General features: G+C 64.1%; 14 protein-coding genes. 10 read left to right on the forward strand and 4 right to left on the reverse strand.

What is annotated here, in order from left to right:
- Positions 1-63 precede the first annotated feature (63 nt).
- Complete coding sequence (locus FVP60_RS09940; protein WP_147826136.1) at positions 64-1,449, forward strand: glycine--tRNA ligase; 1,386 nt, start codon at positions 64-66, stop codon at positions 1,447-1,449.
- A gap of 67 nt (positions 1,450-1,516) precedes the next feature.
- Here FVP60_RS09940 and FVP60_RS09945 read toward each other — a convergent pair whose 3' ends face one another.
- Positions 1,517-2,005, reverse strand: coding sequence for a hypothetical protein (locus FVP60_RS09945; RefSeq protein WP_147826137.1), 489 nt, complete (start codon positions 2,003-2,005; stop codon positions 1,517-1,519).
- Between the two features lie 153 nt (positions 2,006-2,158).
- Here FVP60_RS09945 and FVP60_RS09950 point away from each other — a divergent pair, with 153 nt between their 5' ends.
- The 5 genes from FVP60_RS09950 (at position 2,159) to FVP60_RS09970 (ending at position 6,131) form a co-directional block, all read left to right on the forward strand.
- Complete coding sequence (locus tag FVP60_RS09950; RefSeq protein WP_147826138.1) at positions 2,159-2,917, forward strand: hypothetical protein; 759 nt, start codon at positions 2,159-2,161, stop codon at positions 2,915-2,917.
- Between the two features lie 47 nt (positions 2,918-2,964).
- Positions 2,965-3,579: a hypothetical protein gene (locus FVP60_RS09955; RefSeq protein ID WP_147826139.1), complete on the forward strand. Its 615-nt coding sequence runs from the start codon at positions 2,965-2,967 to the stop codon at positions 3,577-3,579.
- 104 nt (positions 3,580-3,683) lie between these two features.
- Entirely contained in the window at positions 3,684-4,301 is a 618-nt protein-coding gene (locus tag FVP60_RS09960; protein WP_147826140.1) for a copper resistance CopC family protein, read from the forward strand.
- Between the two features lie 31 nt (positions 4,302-4,332).
- Positions 4,333-4,911 carry a copper chaperone PCu(A)C gene (locus FVP60_RS09965; RefSeq protein WP_147826141.1) on the forward strand — a complete coding sequence of 193 codons (579 nt, stop codon included), beginning with the start codon at positions 4,333-4,335 and terminating at the stop codon, positions 4,909-4,911.
- Entirely contained in the window at positions 4,911-6,131 is a 1,221-nt protein-coding gene (locus tag FVP60_RS09970; protein ID WP_147826142.1) for a Dyp-type peroxidase, read from the forward strand. Before FVP60_RS09965 ends, FVP60_RS09970 begins: the two co-directional genes overlap by 1 nt.
- Before the next feature lie 60 nt (positions 6,132-6,191).
- Here FVP60_RS09970 and FVP60_RS09975 read toward each other — a convergent pair whose 3' ends face one another.
- A complete protein-coding gene (locus FVP60_RS09975; RefSeq protein ID WP_147826143.1) occupies positions 6,192-7,460 on the reverse strand; it encodes a BaiN/RdsA family NAD(P)/FAD-dependent oxidoreductase in 1,269 nt (422 codons plus the stop codon).
- Positions 7,461-7,748: 288 nt separating this feature from the next.
- Here FVP60_RS09975 and FVP60_RS09980 point away from each other — a divergent pair, with 288 nt between their 5' ends.
- The 4 genes from FVP60_RS09980 (at position 7,749) to FVP60_RS09995 (ending at position 11,808) form a co-directional block, all read left to right on the forward strand.
- Positions 7,749-9,038: a M18 family aminopeptidase gene (locus FVP60_RS09980; RefSeq protein ID WP_147826144.1), complete on the forward strand. Its 1,290-nt coding sequence runs from the start codon at positions 7,749-7,751 to the stop codon at positions 9,036-9,038.
- A gap of 227 nt (positions 9,039-9,265) precedes the next feature.
- Positions 9,266-10,708, forward strand: a complete 1,443-nt coding sequence (locus FVP60_RS09985; protein WP_147826268.1) for a purine-cytosine permease family protein — start codon at positions 9,266-9,268, stop codon at positions 10,706-10,708.
- On the forward strand, positions 10,705-11,271 hold the full coding sequence (locus FVP60_RS09990; RefSeq protein ID WP_147826145.1) for a cysteine hydrolase family protein: 567 nt from the start codon (positions 10,705-10,707) through the stop codon (positions 11,269-11,271). Before FVP60_RS09985 ends, FVP60_RS09990 begins: the two co-directional genes overlap by 4 nt.
- 9 nt (positions 11,272-11,280) lie before the next feature.
- Positions 11,281-11,808 (forward strand): hypothetical protein, encoded by a 528-nt coding sequence (locus FVP60_RS09995; RefSeq protein ID WP_147826146.1) that lies wholly within the window; start codon positions 11,281-11,283, stop codon positions 11,806-11,808.
- Between the two features lie 24 nt (positions 11,809-11,832).
- On the opposite strand, the gene FVP60_RS10000 is transcribed toward FVP60_RS09995, so the two are convergent.
- Positions 11,833-12,255 carry a DUF1801 domain-containing protein gene (locus FVP60_RS10000; protein WP_147826147.1) on the reverse strand — a complete coding sequence of 141 codons (423 nt, stop codon included), beginning with the start codon at positions 12,253-12,255 and terminating at the stop codon, positions 11,833-11,835.
- A complete protein-coding gene (locus FVP60_RS10005; protein ID WP_147826269.1) occupies positions 12,252-12,827 on the reverse strand; it encodes an HhH-GPD-type base excision DNA repair protein in 576 nt (191 codons plus the stop codon). Before FVP60_RS10005 ends, FVP60_RS10000 begins: the two co-directional genes overlap by 4 nt.
- Between the last annotated feature and the right edge of the window lie 714 nt (positions 12,828-13,541).

Raw genomic sequence — 13,541 nt, forward strand, 5'->3', positions numbered from 1 at the left:
AGACTTGACACATCACGCGGCCTATGCCGCGAAGCCCCACCCCTCACGACCATTGGAGCCACCATGGCCGAGCAGTCCCGTCTCGACAAAGTCATTGCCCTCGCCCGTCACCGCGGGTTCGTGTTTCAAGCGGGTGAGATTTACGGCGGTTCGCGTTCGGCGTGGGACTACGGCCCCCTCGGTACCGAGCTGAAGGAGAACATCCGTCGGCAGTGGTGGCAGACGTTCGTTCGCGGCCGCGGCGACATGGTGGGCCTGGACTCATCGATCATTCTGCCCAAGCGCGTGTGGGAAGCCTCCGGTCACGTCGCGACGTTCTCTGACCCGCTGATCGAGTGCCTGCAGTGCCACAAGCGTCACCGCGAAGACCACCTGATCGAGGCCTACGTCGCGAAGAAGGGTCGGGAGCCGGAGAACGGTCTTGCCGACATCGTGTGCCCCGACTGCGGAACCCGCGGCAAGTGGACCGAGCCGAAGGCGTTCTCTGGCCTGGTCAAGACCTACCTCGGTGTCGTCGACGACGAGTCTGGTCTGCACTACCTGCGCCCGGAGACCGCGCAGGGCATTTTCGTGAACTTCACCAACGTGCTCACCGCGTCACGCAAGAAGCCGCCGTTTGGTATCGGCCAGGTTGGTAAGGCGTTCCGCAACGAAATCACCCCCGGAAACTTCATTTTCCGCACGCGTGAGTTCGAGCAGATGGAGATCGAATACTTCACCCCGCCCACCGAGGCGCAGCAGTGGTTTGAGCACTGGGTGCAGGTGTGCTGGGACTGGTTTGTTGACCTCGGCATCAACCCGGAGAACATGCGCCAGTTCGACGTGCCGGAGGACGAGCGCGCGCACTACTCCGCCGGAACCATCGACTTCGAGTACCGCTTCGGGTTCCAGGGCTCCGAGTGGGGCGAGCTCATGGGTGTCGCGAACCGCACCGATTACGACCTCAGCAGCCACTCCGAAGCGTCGGGTCAGAGCCTGACGTTCTTCGACCAGGCATCGGGCGACCGCTACACGCCATACGTGATTGAGCCGTCGTTTGGTCTGACGCGCTCGATGATGGCCTTCCTCGTTGACTCTTACGTTGAAGAAGAGGTGCCCAACGCGAAGGGCGGCGTCGATACTCGCACCGTGCTGAAGCTTGACCCGCGTCTGGCTCCCATCAAGGTGGCCGTGCTGCCGCTCAGCCGCAACGAAAAGCTCTCGCCGCTCGCGCGCCAGGTTGCCGACGACCTCCGCGGTGTGTGGAACATCGACTTCGACGACGCCGGCGCCATCGGCCGCCGCTACCGTCGCCAAGACGAAATCGGCACCCCGTTCTGCGTCACCGTTGACTTCGAGTCGCTCGAAGACAACGCCGTCACCGTGCGTGACCGCGACACCATGGAACAGCAGCGCGTCTCGATCGACGAGTTGCACGCCTTCCTCGCGGAGCGCCTGCGCGGCGCCTAAGCCCTCATCGCCAAAACGGAACCTCTCCTCAAGACCTGAGGAGAGGTTCCGTTTTTCGCATCCTCGCTCACCCGGCTCGAGCGACCTCAGCCACCCATGAAATCGTGCTCCGTCCCGGTTCTCCGTCGACGAGGACCAAGTACGTCGCCGACACCACGATCACATTCGCCGTCGCATCTGGCGACATCGACAGGATGAGTGAAATTGACTGGGTAGCCCCGTCTTCAACCATCGAGCCATCACCCGTCTTGCCGTCGTACGTCAGGGGCGGGGGCGACATCGGATCGATCGCGTCTAGGCCTTGCGGGTAGAGGCCAATGGTGAGCGTCGATGGGCTCGCAGTATTGCTGATCGTCACCCGGATGTCGTGCGTCGTTGGCACTCGCCCCACTCGGTCGAAGTTCTCGCCCGGTGCGACATTTTCGGTCTCGTCCGTTCGCCACTCGATCGCAAACGGAGCGACGACGACGCCATTGACGCGCAGAACCGGCGGAGTGTCCGGAAGCTCGTCAGGCTCCATGAATCCCTGGTCGTTCCCTAGTGTCTGGTCGTTCATTCGCCCTCGATTGGGTCGTGGCCTTGGTGGCCCGCGACGGTTGGCGCCGATTATGGCATTCACCCTGGGGCGCCAGTGTAGCCATGGTTGCCAGGATGATCACGAGAAGCGAGAATTCGAGACTCGACGTGCCGACTGTGAAAGAGTGACCTGGTGGTTGCACCGAATCCAGGTCCCAGCGAGGAGTCCGCTCAGCGGCCCTCGCTGGTGGGCGTCGCGGCTGTCGGCAGCCTGGTCTCCATCGGTCTGTGCGTGCTCGGTTGGTGGTGGCACGACCTACCTGACGAGGAGTCACGGCGGTTCCTAATGCTCGCGTTCGGCGGGCCTGCGATCACCGGGTTTGTCGGAACCGGTTTCGCGTACGTGCGCGGGTATCGGCCACGGGAATTGGGGTGGTTGATCCCGGCGACATGGCTGGTGGCAACGCTGGCGGCGGCTCCGCTGGCTTTTGCGACGGAACCATCGGCTGGCTCGGTTGGCATGGCTGCGCTGGGTGCCGCGATCGCGCTTGCGACCGGTGGGCTCGCCTTCGGCTTCGTTGGTGTTCCGGTGACCATCCTGCTGCGAGCCGCATTCGCCCGCTCGAAACCCGCGGCGTCAGCGGCGTGGTGGAGCGTTGCCGCACTGCTGTTTGCGGCCAGCATGCCGGCGGTCGTCATGGCGATTGACCCTGGTGACTCCCCGAGTTCGCGCGGCCGCGGAGTGCTGATCTGGCTGCGCATCTTCGGCGTGCCCATTGGCGAGGTGCGAAGCGACGCGACGCTATGGGTCGCACGCGGACTACTCGCGCTCGCGGCGGGCATCACGTATGTCGGCCACCGTGCGCACAAGCGCGAAAACCCGCGACCAGTGCGCCGCCAGTCGGGGCAGGGGAGGCGCCCTCGCCGCAATCGGTACCGGGCTCCGCAGTAGCTCTCCCAGGCGTCGGGGGAGCGGGGGAACTCTGGCAAACTAGAGGTATGCGTTCGCCTCGTGTCACCCGCGTTCTTCGCGGTTCGATGGCAGCGGCGTTCGCAACCTTCATCGCGCTGATGTCGCACATCGCAGGCGGCGGCGCGCTGCCCGGCTGGGTCGGCATCGTGGTTCCGCTCGCCCTGTCGATGATCGTGTGCATTCTGCTCATGGGCCGCAAACTCTCCGCCATCCGCACCGCGGGAGGCGTCGCGGTCAGCCAGTTCTTGTTCCACTCGCTCTTCATCTTTGGCACGGCGCCACACGCATCTGCGGGGGAGGGGACGAGCTATCACCATCACGGTGCTGCCGCCGCGCCCGCCTGGGAGTCGACCGCGACCCTGATCACCGCCGATGCCACGATGTGGGGCTGGCACGCCGCCGCTGCCGTCGTCACCGCCGCGGTGTTGTACCGCGCTGAACGTGCGGCGGCCATCATGCATGCCCTCGCGCACGCGATTCGCGCCTGGATGCGCCGCGTCATCGTCGCGCTTGTTGGCATTCTGGTTGAACCGGCGCGCGCCACGCGCAGCGCGGTTGACACCACCATTCTTCCGGCGCTCAGCCGCCTCTTCGTCGCGACCGCCCGGCGGCGCGGCCCCCCTGCGTTCCGTGTGCTCTGACTCCCTCCGCTGAATAGCGGATTCCTTCACCTCGCCGCCTGTCACGGCGGGGTATCAACGCGCTGCCTGATGCCTAAGGCATCGGCGCGCAGATGGGTCACATCATGCGTATTTCACGTATTTCGAGCGCGGCGGCAATTGTCGCGCTTCTGGTTCTCGCGCCGGCGACGGCGGCCTCCGCTCACGACGAGTTGGTCTCCAGCTCGCCCGCTGCAGGCGAGCAATTGAGCACCGCGCCTGAGTCGATCACGCTCGCGTTCTCGGCCGAGGTGCTCACCATGGGCGCCGCCATCATGGTGGTTGACGCCGACGGCACCGACTGGGTGGCAAGCGAGCCCGTCGTTGACTACGGCGAGGTCACCGCGACGCTCGAATCGGGCATGCCCGACGCCGGCTACGAGGTGCGTTGGCGTGTGGTTTCGAGCGACGGCCACCCCATTAGCGGTGTCATTCCGTTCACCGTTGGCGATGCCGAGCCGCTCGTGGCCGAGAGTGCGGCGCCGGCACAGTCGCAGGCGGCGGAACCAGGGGCTGCGGAACCAGGGGCTGCGGAACCAGGCAACCCGGAGGAAGAAGAGCAGGGCACGACAGCAGAAGGAGGGGTGCCGCGCGCACTCCTCGTAGGAGGCGCGACGGCCATCATGGCCGGCGCCGTCTTCGCCCTTGTTTCTGTCATTCGTCGGCGCGCACGTCGTGCCGACACCGAGACGACCGATGCGTGACATCGCGTCTCACAACGAAAGGCCTCTTGCCATGACTATCAACGCAAAACCAGCAACACGTCGCGCCGCACGCCTCGTCGCGCTGATCGCCCTCGGCGCTCTCGCGCTCACCGGATGCACCACCGCATCAACCGCCCCTGCCGACCGGCCGAGCGCCGCTGCGCCGGCCGCAACGGCCGCGGCTGATTCCGTTGCGGTGCACGACGCGTGGATCAAGGCGGTCGACTCCGGAATGACCGGTGCCTTCGGGCAGCTGGAGAACACCGGCACGGCCGATGTGACCGTGGTTTCGGTTTCAACCGAGATCTCCCACATGGTTGAGCTTCACGAGACCGTCGAAAACGAGGCGGGCGAAATGACCATGCGCGAGGTCGAGGACGGCTTCAACATCGCCGCGGGTGACACGCTTCTGCTCGAACCGGGCGCCAACCACATCATGCTGATGGGCATCGAGCAACCGCTCGTTGCCGGCGATGTGGTGAGCTTCACCGTGCTGTTCTCCGACGACTCCACGCTGACCTTCGAAGCACCGGTCAAGGACTACTCCGGCGCCAACGAGAACTACGAGGGCGCGGAGCACGGCGACGAGCACGGCGAGATGGATCACTAATGACGCGCTCCGATTCGGGTACCCAACGGCCTGGATCGACCCGGCGGCAGTTTCTCCTCGGAGGAGCTGTCGCCGGCGTCGCGGCAGCCGCAGCCGTCGGCATCGACCACGCCCTTGGTTCCGCCGCCACGCCATCGCCGCCGAAAGCAGGCGAGCCGGTCATTCATGGTGGCGAAACGGTCGCGTTTCACGGCAAACATCAGGCCGGTATCGCGACCGACGCGCAGGCGCACGGCACGTTCGTCGCGCTCGATCTGCGGCCAGAAACCGATCGTGATGGCCTGCGTCGCATGATGCGCATCCTCACCGATGACGCCGCCCGGCTCACGGCGGGGGAGTCTGCGCTGGCCGATTCCGAACCCGAGATGGCGACGACTCCGGCGCGGCTCACCATCACCTTTGGTTTCGGCCCCGGCCTCATCAGCCGTGCTGGTGGTTCCGGTGTCTCGCAGCTGCCCGCGTTTACCATCGACCGCTTACAGCCCGAGTTCAGCGAGGGCGATCTGCTGCTGCAAATCGCGGGCGATGACCCCACAACGGTCGCTCACGCCGCGCGCATGCTGCTCAAAGACACCCGCAGTTTCGCTACCGTTCGCTGGACTCAGCAGGGGTTTCGCCGCGCGTATGGCACCGAGGCGCCCGGAACCACTATGCGCAACCTGTTTGGGCAGGTGGACGGAACCGCAAACCCGCGCCCCGGCACCGTCGACTTTGATGAGGTGGTGTGGCGCACGGACGGTTGGTTGGCTGGCGGAACCACGATGGTGATTCGCCGCATTCAGATGGATCTGGAGGGCTGGGATCGCGTTGATCGGGTGGGGCGCGACCAGTCGGTGGGTCGCAAGCTCAGCAACGGCGCGCCGCTGACCGGGGTCAACGAGCATGATGAGCCCGACTTCGCGGCGAAGAACGCGATCGGGTTTTCGGTGATTCCGGAGTTCTCGCACATGCGACGCTCGCGCTCTGACAACCCGCGCGAGCGCATCTTCCGACGCGCGTACAACTACGACGTACCGCCGGCGGCCGGCGAGATTTCTAACTCCGGGCTGATTTTCGCGGCGTTTCAGGCCGATGTTGAGGCGCAATACGTTCCGCTGCAGCGCCGGCTCGACGAGCTTGACCTGCTCAACGAGTGGACGGTTCCGATCGGGTCGGCGGTGTTCGCGATTCCGCCGGGGTGTCAACCCGGCGGCTACATCGGCGAGACTCTGCTCGGCTGATCTGGCTCTCGCTGCGTGAGCGTCAGTTGACCGTCTCTGAGGCGGTCAACTGACGCGACGTTACGTGGCTGCTACAGCGCGACCAGCTACATATCCCGTCGTCCAACAAATCTGTAATGAATAGCCGCCGGAAGGGCGGTTAATGTCCAGCAGGTCACCGACGACGAACAGGTTGTCGATCAATTTCGACCGCATGGACTTCGTGTCGATGTCTCGGAGATCGACACCGCCATCGGCTACCACAGCGCGGTCGAAACCCATCAGGTGGCTAATGGTCAAGGGGATGGCCTTCACGAGTTTGACCAGCTTCTTGCGATCCTCTTTGCGCAAGCTATGGACTTTCATGTCTGTGTCCAGCGTGGGCAATAGCATTTTTGGCACGTGCCACACTCCGTTCGGCAACCACTCCTTCAACACCGTCTTCAGCGCCTTGTTCTTGTGGAGTTCCAGCAGCGCCATGAGCTCCTTATCGCAGGAGCCTTCGTCCAACTGCGGAAAGAGATCGATTTCAGCCGTCACTGCGCCCGATTCCAACAACTCTCCTACGCGGGCTGCGCTATTGAGAATGGTGGGGCCGGAGATGCCAAAGTGGGTAAACAGGATTCGACCCTGAGTCTTAAATTGACGCTTGCCGTCAAGCAGAAAGGTGACTCGGCCTTCGACCGTTTTTCCGCCGAGTTGCGCTACCCACTTCTCCTTGGTTGCCAAGGGTACGATGCCCGGGCTCGGTTGCCGAACGGTGTGCCCCAGTGATCGTAGCCAGCCGAATCCGGCGCCGGTCGAGCCGGTTTCTGGTCTGGATAACCCGCCCGTCGCGAGGATGTACGATTCGGCTCGAAAATCGCCGCGCGTCGTACTAACGGAGGCGATCCGGTTGTCTTTGCGGTTGAGTGAGGTGACTCCACAATCGAAGACAACGTCTACCCGAGCGCGCTTGAGCGCCCGCGAAAGTACGGCCGTGACGTCACTGGCTTTCTGGCTCACCGGGAACGCTCGGTTGCGCGCTTCGACCTGCAGCGGGAGCCGCCTGTTTTCAAAGAAGGCAAATGTATCGCTCACATCGAACTGGGAAAACGGGCTGTACAAGAAGTTCGCCGCTTTGCCGTAATGCGCCAAAAGAGTCCGTGTGTCGTACTCGGCATTGGTGATGTTGCATCGACCACCGCCACTGATGTTCAGCTTGTTTCCCAACGAGCTGTTCTTTTCGAGAAGTCGTACCTTTTTGCCGCCGTCTGCTGCGACAACTGCTGCCATCATTCCGGCGGGTCCGCCACCGATAACCAGGACGTCATAGTGATCCGTTGGTGGATCGATCTCAAACGTGTTCATAAGTCAGAAACACTCCGGCGCAGCTGATGGGATTCTCGGTGTCACGGTGTCACGGTGGCGCATGGCTCGACGGCCGAAGGCGCAAGATGGGGCAAACGGCCCCCCTCAGGATAGATGAAAGCGCGAGTGGAGCGAGACGGAACGGTCGAGCCGCCCTCAGTGCCGGACATCGCCGTCCTCAGCGCCGGACGTCTCCGTCCTCAGCGCCGGACGTCTCGGCATATGAGAGGCGGGGGCGTTGGCTACAGAGCCCGGACTACGATGGAAATGACGACCCGGAGGTTGAATTTGTCTGTCACCGCTGATGCGATTTCACATGCCGAAGATCTTGCCGACTTTGTTGCGGCTTCACCCTCGAGCTACCACGCCGCCGAAGAGGTAGCGCGCCGGCTCGAAGCCGATGGCTTCACTCGCCTGGCTGAAGAAGATGTCTGGCCAGACCAGCGCGGAGGGCGCTTTGTCATCGTGCGCGATGGCGCGGCCATTGCGTGGGCCGTGCCAGCAAACGCCACGCCGGCAACGGCGAACCGCGTGTTCGGTGCTCACACCGATTCGCCCGGCTTCAAGCTCAAGCCCAAGCCGACCACCGGATCGCAGGGCTGGCTGCAGGCCGGAGTCGAGATTTACGGTGGCCCGTTGCTTGCCTCGTGGCTTGACCGCGAGCTGCGTCTGGCCGGTCGCCTCGCGATGAAAGACGGCTCGGTCGTGCTCGCCGCGACGGGCCCGTTGCTGCGGCTGCCGCAGCTGGCTATCCACCTGAACCGCGAGGTGAACGACCACCTGGCGCTAGAAAAGCAGGTCGAAACGCAGCCGGTGTGGGGTCTCGGCGACCCGACAGAAGCTGATTTGCTGGCCGAACTTGCTGATGCCGCGGGCGTCGACGCGGCCGATATTCGCGGGTTTGACGCCGTGGTCGCCGACAGTGCACGCGGCCAGGTGTTTGGCAAAGACAATGCCTTCTTCGCGAGTGGTCGCCTCGACGACCTCGCCTCGGTACACGCCGGTGTCGTTGCACTCGGCAACGCCGCGCGCGACGGGTTTGACGGTGACCACATCGCCGTACTTGCCGCTTTCGATCACGAAGAGATTGGTTCCGCCTCGCGCTCGGGAGCTGCCGGCCCGATTCTCGAAGACGTGCTCGTGCGCATCTACGCGTCGCTCGGCGCCGATGACGCCCAGCGGCGCCAGGCGTTTGTGTCGTCGTGGTGCTTGTCGAGTGACGTTGGCCACTCGGTGCACCCCAACTTCGCTGGCAAGCACGATCCCGTCGTGAAGCCGCTGCTTGGTTCCGGCCCCATCCTTAAGATCAACGCCAACCAGCGGTACGCGACCGATGCGGTGGGTGCTGCGGCGTGGATCGCATGGTGCGAGAGTGTCGACGTGGCGCAGCAGGAGTTTGTTTCAAACAACTCGGTGCCGTGCGGCTCGACGATCGGCCCGATCACGGCGACGCGCCTCGGATTGCGCACGGTCGATGTTGGCATTCCGATTCTGTCGATGCATTCGGCCCGCGAGCTGGCAGGAGTCAGTGACCTCTACGACCTCTCGCGGGTCGCGGGAGCATTCTTCACCGACTAGGCAAACCGCGAGGTTCGCCGACTGAGCGGAGTGGAACGGGGTGTGTGCTCTGATGCGCACACCCCGTTTTCGCGCGCCGCGGCGGAACATCACATTTTTATATATTTGAGAAATATTCCGGGTTGGGGTGTTCCCTCGGCCCGCGTGCAGTGCCAAACTGAGCGTCATACCCTTTCAGTCACCGAGCCGATGGAGGCACCGTGTCTACTCAGAGCAGCGACGGCATCATGACAACGTCGACCCTGATCGAGCGCAATGGCATCGAGATCATCCCCGAGTCCGAGCGCACCGCGAAGCCGTCTGACCTGTTCTGGCCCTGGTTTGCCGCCAACGTTTCGGTGTTTGGCATGTCTTATGGCTCATTCGTGCTGGGCTTTGGCATCTCGTTCTGGCAGGCGACCATCGTGTCGATCGTCGGCATTGTGCTCTCGTTCGTGCTCTGCGGTTTCATTGCGATCGCGGGCAAGCGCGGATCGGCGCCCACCATGGTGCTCTCGCGTGCGGCTTTCGGTGTTGAAGGCCAGAAGGTTCCCGGCATCATGAGCTGGATCGTGTCGATCGGCTGGGAGACCCTTCTCGCGATTCTCGCCGTTCTCGCCACTTCCACCGTGCTCACGCAACTCGGCATCGCCAACGAGTCCAACGACACCTTCATCAAGATTCTGGCGACGGTCATCGTTGCCGCCCTCATCGTCACCGCGTCGGTGCTCGGCTATCACACCATCATGAAGCTGCAGGCGGTGCTCACCTGGGTGACCGGCATCATCACCGTGATCTACATCTTCTTGACGGTCGGCAAGATCGACTTCGAAGCCGTGATGGCGGTGCCAGCGGGAAGCATGACCGCCGTCATCGGTGCGCTCGTGATGGTGATGACCGGGTTCGGTCTCGGCTGGATCAACATTGCCGCCGACTGGTCGCGCTACCAGCGCCGCGACGCCAAAGACTCCAGCATCGTGTTCTGGAACACCATCGGTGGTTCCGTCGCCAACATCATTCTGGTGACCTTTGGTCTGTTGCTTGCGGCCTCCGACCCCACACTCAACGCCGCAATTGCCGCCGACCCGGTCGGCGCACTCGCCACAATTCTTCCGATCTGGGCGCTGATTCCGTTCTTGCTGACGGCCATCCTCGCGCTGGTCTCGGGTGCCGTGCTGGGCATCTACTCGTCTGGCCTCACGCTGCTGAGCCTCGGAATCAAGATCTCCCGGCCGAAGGCGGCCGCCATTGATGGCGTGATTCTGACCCTCGGAACCATTTACGTCGTCTTCTTCGCGACGGACTTTCTCGGGCCGTTCCAGTCGTTCCTCATCACCCTGGGTGTTCCGCTCGCCGCATGGGCAGGCATCCTCATTGCCGACATCTTTACCCGTCGTGCCGTGTACGACGAAGATGCGCTGTTCGATAAGAAGGGCATCTACGGCGCGTGGGACTGGGTTTCAGTTGGAACCCTCATCGGCGCCACGATCATCGGCTGGGGTTTTGTGCAGAACAACTTCGCCGCAGACGCCGCGTGGAACAACTGGCAGGGCTATTTGCTCGGGCTGGTTGGTGGCAAGGAGGGCGAGTGGGGTTACGCCAACCTCGGCGTGCTGTTCGCCCTGGTGATTGGCTTCGTGGTGACCTTCATCTTCCGTCGCGGCGTGATTCGCCGGCAGGAGGCGGCATGACGGTGCGGGTCGATCACGACGCGTGGCTCGTTGTGATCGACCCGCAGGTCATTTTCGCGGCGCCGGAGTCGGAGTGGGCATCGCCCTTCTTTGACGAGGCTTTCGTGAACATTCGCGCGCTTGCCGAGCGGTTTGGGGAGCGCGTGATCGTGACGCGGTGGCTGCCGACCGCTGATCGATCCACCTCGTGGGGTGAATACTTCGCGGCGTGGCCGTTTGCCGACAAACCGGCCGATGACCACCTCTACGACCTGGTGCCGGAGGCCGTGGGGTTAAGCGCGCTGCCAACCGTTGACCTGCCCACCTTTGGCAAGTGGGCCGAAGCGCTGACCGACATTACCGGCCCGGCGCCGCACTTGTTTGTGACCGGCGTTTCGACAGATTGTTGCGTGCTCTGCACCGTGCTTCCGGCTGCGGATGCCGGCGCGTGGGTCACGGTCGTCACCGACGCGTGTGCTGGTTCCACTGCCGAAAACCAGGCGGCCGCGCTTCACGTGATGGGGCTGTATCCGCCGCAAATCTCCCTAGCGACGACGGCTGAGATTGTCGGCGCGACTTCGTAGAATGTCGGCATGGCTGTGAACGCTGCGCTCACGGCGGCCGACGCCGCGCTCGATGAGCTGCGCGCCGACGCCGACTTTGCCTACGCTCAACACGGCGACGTGTACGCCGACAGCCTCATGCACTACCACCAGCGACTGTCTGAGCTTCTCGCGACGGCATTTTCACTGGTTGCCGCGGGGCGTGATGTCACGATGAAAAAGCGTGACCGTGCCGCTCACGAGTTGCACGCTTCAGACATCGCCGACCACATCGTGCGGGATGTGGCTGCCGTTCGCGCCAACTTCGCTACCGTGCTCTCTCGTGGTTCCGTCTCCAAACCCGGTGCGCGCGGCGTTGTCGAGGCAGCGATCGGGCAGAGCCTGAATCGTGCGGAGATTTGGTGGGATGGCCGCGTGCGGTTGGGCAAGCTCACCACACCGGCCGTCGTCGCGCGTGACACCATCACGTATCGCCCGTTTCCGAAGTGGGTACCGTGGACCGCCGGCGGCGTCGCGGCCGGCGCAGTCGGGATTCAGGCGATTTCGATGTTTCTGTGAGGGCGTCGCGCGTGCTGAGGGCGCCTACGACTCGACGCGGATGGTTCCGTAGCTCGTGTCTTCTGCCATCACCTGGTTAAACGAATCGGTGATGATGGTGCGCAGCACGTCGAGGTTGTTCTTGTCGAGGTTTTTCAGGTACAGGCACGACTTGCCGATCGTGTGCGGGCCAACCTGCGCGAGCTCGGCAACATGGTCGGCGGTGTCGAGCAGGTAGACGCTCATTGAGGCCGCGCGCGGGGAGAACGCGATGAGTGGCATGTCGCCCGAGGTACCCGTTGGGTACTCGTAGTGGCATGAGCCGAACCCCACGATGGTGCCCCACATTTGCGGCTCGCGCCCCGAGATTTCGCGCATCATGTCGAGCAGGGTGAGCGCGTCACGCTGGCGAATTGCCGACGGAACGGCCGCGATGAACTCCTCGACGGAACCACCGGTGGGGTTCATGACTTCTGCTCCTTCGCGGCGGCCTTCATGGCACGCTTGTGCTCGCGCACCAAGGTGAGGGATTCGGGGCTGACGATGTCGGCAACGCTGCGGTAGGAGCCTTCGTCACCGTAGACGCCGGCGGCTTCGCGCCAGCCTGCGCCGGTGAACCCGTACTGCTTGCCGAGCAGCGCGAGAAAGATTTTTGCCTTCTGGTCGCCGAAGCCGGGGAGTGCCTTCAGGCGCTTGAGTACCTCGGCGCCGGTGGGGTTGCCGCGGGTCCAGATGGCGGCGGCGTCGCCGTCCCAGTCGGTGACGATGGTGTGACACAGCGCCTGCACGCGCGCGGCCATTGAACCGGGAAAGCGGTGAACCGCGGGCGTTTCACTGAATGCCGCGGCGAACTTCTCGGGATCGTATGACGCGATGTGCTCGGCGGTGAGGGCGCCGGTGCGCTGCTCGATCTTCAGCGGACCGGTGAACGCCTGCTCCATCGCGATCTGCTGATCGAGCAGCATGCCGATCATCAGCGCGAGCGGGTTGTCTGACAGAAGTCGGTCGGCTGCCGCGTCGTCTGTGATGTGCAGGTCCATGCGCACCAGTATCGCACCCGTCGCGTGCCATGGTTCCGCAACCCGCGCTCGCGGGTGCTGCGTGGTTCCGGTGTCTGTGCTGGTGCGGTGCTCGCGGGTGCTGCGTGGTTCCGTGACCTGCGCTCGAGGGTGCTGCGTGGTTCCGTGCGCGGGTATTGCGGCGAGTTTTTGCCCAAATGTCGGAGAACTTTGGGTGAGATGCGCGTGGGAGCGGTGCCATGCGGCGTGTCGGCACGATGCCTCCGACATTCGGCAACGGCCGGCGGGATCACGGCGCGCGCGGAACCACGGCATGTGTTCCGGAGCCGGGCGCGTGGAACCAGGGCCCGGGGTGCGGAACCAGGCCGCGGAATCGAGGCGCGTGGAACCAGGGCCCGGGGCGCGGAACCGCGGCGCGCCAGGGAAGGAGATTGCGCCGGGGGAAGGAGATTGTGGGGCTGGAGTCCTGCTGTGGGCGTAATCTCCTGCTGCCGCGTGCGGAACCATGGCATGTGTTCCGGAGCCGGGCGCGTGGAACCAGGGCCCGGGGCGCGGAACGAGGGCGCGGAATCGAGGTGCGCGGAACCACGCCCGGGCGCGGAGCCGCGGCGCGCCAGGGAAGGAGATTGCGCCGGGGGAAGGAGATTGTGGGGCCGGAGTCCTGCTGTGGGCGCAATCTCCTACTCTCGCGTTGGCGGGGGAGGGGAGTCGGCGGGGGCAAGGGATTCAGTGCAG

Source organism: Microbacterium mitrae, assembly GCF_008017445.1.
Lineage (GTDB): Bacteria > Actinomycetota > Actinomycetes > Actinomycetales > Microbacteriaceae > Microbacterium > Microbacterium mitrae.

Excerpts from the sequence above, each read along its gene's own strand:
- FVP60_RS10005 (WP_147826269.1), bottom strand. The coding sequence starts at position 12,827 with ATGGACCTGCACATCACAGACGACGCGGCAGCCGACCGACTTCTGTCA.
- FVP60_RS09965 (WP_147826141.1), top strand. The coding sequence starts at position 4,333 with ATGACTATCAACGCAAAACCAGCAACACGTCGCGCCGCACGCCTCGTC.
- FVP60_RS09985 (WP_147826268.1), top strand. The coding sequence starts at position 9,266 with ATGACAACGTCGACCCTGATCGAGCGCAATGGCATCGAGATCATCCCC.
- FVP60_RS09940 (WP_147826136.1), top strand. The coding sequence starts at position 64 with ATGGCCGAGCAGTCCCGTCTCGACAAAGTCATTGCCCTCGCCCGTCAC.
- FVP60_RS09990 (WP_147826145.1), top strand. The coding sequence starts at position 10,705 with ATGACGGTGCGGGTCGATCACGACGCGTGGCTCGTTGTGATCGACCCG.
- FVP60_RS09975 (WP_147826143.1), bottom strand. The coding sequence starts at position 7,460 with ATGAACACGTTTGAGATCGATCCACCAACGGATCACTATGACGTCCTG.
- FVP60_RS10000 (WP_147826147.1), bottom strand. The coding sequence starts at position 12,255 with ATGAACCCCACCGGTGGTTCCGTCGAGGAGTTCATCGCGGCCGTTCCG.
- FVP60_RS09955 (WP_147826139.1), top strand. The coding sequence starts at position 2,965 with ATGCGTTCGCCTCGTGTCACCCGCGTTCTTCGCGGTTCGATGGCAGCG.
- FVP60_RS09960 (WP_147826140.1), top strand. The coding sequence starts at position 3,684 with ATGCGTATTTCACGTATTTCGAGCGCGGCGGCAATTGTCGCGCTTCTG.
- FVP60_RS09970 (WP_147826142.1), top strand. The coding sequence starts at position 4,911 with ATGACGCGCTCCGATTCGGGTACCCAACGGCCTGGATCGACCCGGCGG.
- FVP60_RS09995 (WP_147826146.1), top strand. The coding sequence starts at position 11,281 with ATGGCTGTGAACGCTGCGCTCACGGCGGCCGACGCCGCGCTCGATGAG.
- FVP60_RS09945 (WP_147826137.1), bottom strand. The coding sequence starts at position 2,005 with ATGAACGACCAGACACTAGGGAACGACCAGGGATTCATGGAGCCTGAC.